3 protein-coding genes are annotated in these 2560 nt (G+C 58.7%); all 3 read left to right on the top strand.

The features are described from left to right. Positions 1–84 precede the first annotated feature (84 nt). Genes tnpA through tnpC form a run of 3 tightly spaced genes read left to right on the top strand, consistent with a single transcriptional unit; the run spans position 85 to position 2481 of the window. Positions 85–504, top strand: a complete 420-nt coding sequence (gene tnpA, locus AC1DNK_RS29935; RefSeq protein ID WP_477944855.1) for an IS66-like element accessory protein TnpA — start codon at positions 85–87, stop codon at positions 502–504. Further along, entirely contained in the window at positions 485–838 is a 354-nt protein-coding gene (gene tnpB, locus AC1DNK_RS29930; protein WP_470424218.1) for an IS66 family insertion sequence element accessory protein TnpB, read from the top strand. Before tnpA ends, tnpB begins: the two co-directional genes overlap by 20 nt. A gap of 53 nt (positions 839–891) precedes the next feature. After that, complete coding sequence (gene tnpC / locus AC1DNK_RS29925; RefSeq protein WP_477944852.1) at positions 892–2481, top strand: IS66 family transposase; 1590 nt, start codon at positions 892–894, stop codon at positions 2479–2481. Positions 2482–2560: the final 79 nt, after the last annotated feature.

The following is a 2560-nucleotide window of genomic DNA, read 5'->3' as shown; positions in this document are numbered from 1 at the left end:
CGTAAGCGCGAATTTCTATGCGCCTTCTGAAGCGCAGTGCTCTGATGCATGAAGTGTCCACCAAAAACAGGTGGACACCAAATCATGGACGATGCTCCTAAACTGCAGGTGCGGCTTGTTGGCCGCGACGGCCGCCGTCGATATGACCCTGCTTCTCGTGATCAGCTTGTCGCAGCGTGTTTAGAACCCGGCGTTTCGGTCTCTCGGCTAGCACGGGAATACGGTGTGAATGCCAATCTCGTTCGTAAGTGGATAAAGAAGGCCATGGAGCAGCGTCCTTTGCCATCGGTCTCGGCCTTCGTTCCAGTTCAGATTGCTCCAGCTATGCTGCCGGGTTCCGGCGGCGATTTAATGACGAAGAGTGTAGCGGTGGGCAAGCCGTGTCATTCGTCCAAGGTGAGTGCACTCCTACCCAACGGGATCAGCCTGACCGTTGAGTGCGGCGATGAGAGTGGGCTGATCGCAATCATAGGAGCGCTGGGTCATGTTCAGACTGGGCGCTGATCTGAAGGTCTACCTCCATCGGGAGCCGATCGACTTCCGCGCGGGCATCAACAGCCTCGCGGTCCTGGTGCAGGAGACGATGTCGATGGATCCGTTTGCTCCTGCGGTGTTTGCCTTTTGCAATCGGCGTCGTGACCGGATGAAGCTGTTGTTCTTTGATCGGTCCGGCTTTGTCATGGTGCTGAAGAAGTTGACGGAAGACAGGTTCCGCTGGCCCCGTCGAGAGACTGCGGTGGTGATGCTCTCGACCGAGCAACTGCACTGGATCCTCGACGGCATCGATATCGACGCGATGGTGCGCCATCCGGTGCGGCAATATCAGATCGCCGGCTGAAGATGGCGAATTGAGCTGTTGACGCGCGGGGGCGGTTCAGATTCAAGAATCTGATGACTCGGGCCGGCGAACCAAGCGTTGCAGAACTGATGGCGCAGTTGGCAGCAAATGCTGCCGAAATCGCTGCGCTCAAAGCCGAGAAGGAAGCGCTCTCGCGACGGGTCGTCAAGCTGGAAGAAGAACTGGCGCTCGCAAGGTTGCATCGGTTTGCACCCCGCAGCGAAAAGCACGTCGATCGCCTCTTTAACGAAGCCGAAGAGGCCGCAGACAAGGATGATCCTGATCATGGCGACGACATCGCCGATCTCCCGGATACAGGCCTGCCGCCTGTCGATAACGCCGCGGGTAAAAAGCGGGGCCGCAGACCTCTGCCAGAAGACCTGCCCCGCGAGCGTATCGAATACGACCTTCCCGACGATCAGAAAGCTTGCCCTTGTTGCAATGGCCAAATGCATCGCATGGGTGAGGCCGTTACCGAGCAGCTCCATATCGAGGTCAAGGCAAAGGTTCTGCAGAATGTGCGGTTCAAATACGCCTGCCGCCATTGCGACCGTACCGGCATCAACACGCCTGTCGTGATCGCACCGATGCCGCCGCAACCATTGCCAGGCAGTATCGCCACCGCCTCGACACTGGCTTTCGCGCTCGTCCACAAATACGTCGATGGCACGCCGCTCTATCGCGTGGCTCAGACATTCGAGCGTGCCGGCGTTCCGATCAGCCGAGGCGCTCTCGCTCACTGGGTGATTGGTTCGAGCGAGAGGCATCTTCACCGCATCTATGATGCGCTGAGATTGCGGCTCAGGTCGCAGCCTCTCATTCACGGTGATGAGACGACCGTTCAGGTCCTCAAGGAAAAGGACAAAGAAGCCACCAGCACATCGTATATGTGGGCGTACCGCAGCAGCGAGGACAGTGACGAGCCGATCGTGCTTCTCGACTACCAGCCCGGCCGCGGCCAGGTCCACCCGAAGACCTTTCTCGGCGACTATCGCGGCATATTGGTGAGCGATGGCTACGCAGCCTGGCGCACATTGCTTGGTGCCACCCATGTCGGATGCATGGCTCATTCCCGGCGGCGCTTTGTCGAGGCCCTCAAGACCCGAAAGAATGGAGGCGGACCGCCGGAACAGGCGCTCCGGTTCTTCGARCAGCTCTACCGGATCGAARAGCAGGCGCGAGASAGCAAGSCCRACGCCGGTGAAACGCGGGCCGATTGCGTTCGCCGTTTCCGGCAACAGCATAGCTTGCCTGTCCTGAACGCACTCAAGTCATGGCTCGACACTATCGCGCCAAAGGTCGTGCCGGATACCAAGCTCGGCGATGCCGTGTCCTATACCCTGAACCAATGGGATTACCTGATCCGCTATATCAGCGACGGCAGGATGCCGATCGATAACAACATTCTGGAACGCGAGATCAGAGTTTTTGCGACCGGAAGAAAATCGTGGCTGTTCAGCGATACCGCCGACGGAGCCAGGGCAAGCGCTGTGATTTACAGTCTGATGCTGACCTGCCGCGCCTGTGGCGTCGACCCGCTCTCTTGGCTGCGCCACGTCCTCACTGAGTTACCTCAGCGCGAAGAAACTGCCGACATCGGCGACTTACTTCCGTTCCGCTTCTCCAAAAACCCCGCCAATTGATAGGCCCGGATATCGCTTCGCAAAAGGGGCCGGTGCGGTGATGCCGCATACGTCAATGTGCATGGAAGATCGCGCTTAC

It is taken from the genome of Rhizobium sp. 01N424, from assembly GCF_056399485.1.
The sequence above is the reverse complement of the archived record's forward strand: the minus strand, read 5'-3'. Positions and strand labels throughout refer to the sequence as shown.